Source organism: Acinetobacter gyllenbergii (assembly GCF_001682515.1).
Taxonomy (GTDB): domain Bacteria; phylum Pseudomonadota; class Gammaproteobacteria; order Pseudomonadales; family Moraxellaceae; genus Acinetobacter; species Acinetobacter gyllenbergii.
The window spans coordinates 1-800 of the sequence record NZ_KV575283.1 but is presented as its reverse complement, the minus strand read 5'-3'; the positions used below and the strand labels follow the sequence as shown (position 1 = coordinate 800).

1 protein-coding gene is annotated in these 800 nt (G+C 43.6%); it reads left to right on the top strand.

The genetic code is table 11. The features are described from left to right. On the top strand, positions 1-800 hold an 800-nt coding region (locus NG55_RS20405; protein WP_081409024.1), incomplete at both ends, for an elongation factor Tu.

The following is an 800-nucleotide window of genomic DNA, read 5'->3' as shown; positions in this document are numbered from 1 at the left end:
AAGTTTGAACGTAATAAACCACACGTAAACGTGGGTACAATTGGTCACGTTGACCATGGTAAAACAACTTTAACTGCTGCGATTGCAACTATTTGTGCAAAAACTTACGGCGGTGAAGCGAAAGATTACTCACAAATCGACTCAGCTCCTGAAGAAAAAGCACGTGGTATTACAATTAATACTTCACACGTAGAATACGATTCTCCAATCCGTCACTACGCTCACGTAGACTGCCCGGGCCACGCCGATTATGTTAAAAACATGATTACTGGTGCTGCTCAGATGGACGGCGCGATCCTTGTGTGTGCTGCGACTGATGGTCCAATGCCACAAACTCGTGAACACATCCTTCTTTCACGTCAGGTTGGTGTACCTTACATCATCGTATTCTTGAACAAGTGTGACCTTGTTGATGATGAAGAATTACTTGAATTGGTAGAAATGGAAGTTCGTGAACTTCTATCTACTTATGACTTCCCAGGTGATGACACTCCAGTTATCCGTGGTTCAGCACTTGCAGCACTTAATGGTGATGCTGGTCAATATGGCGAATCATCAGTTCTTGCTCTTGTTGAAGCGCTTGACTCTTACATCCCAGAACCAGAACGTGCTATCGATAAAGCATTCTTGATGCCAATCGAAGATGTATTCTCAATCTCAGGCCGTGGTACAGTAGTAACTGGTCGTGTAGAAGCGGGTATCGTAAAAGTTGGTGAAGAAGTTGAAATCGTAGGTATCAAAGATACGGTTAAGACAACTGTAACTGGCGTTGAGATGTTCCGTAAACTTCTTGACGAAGG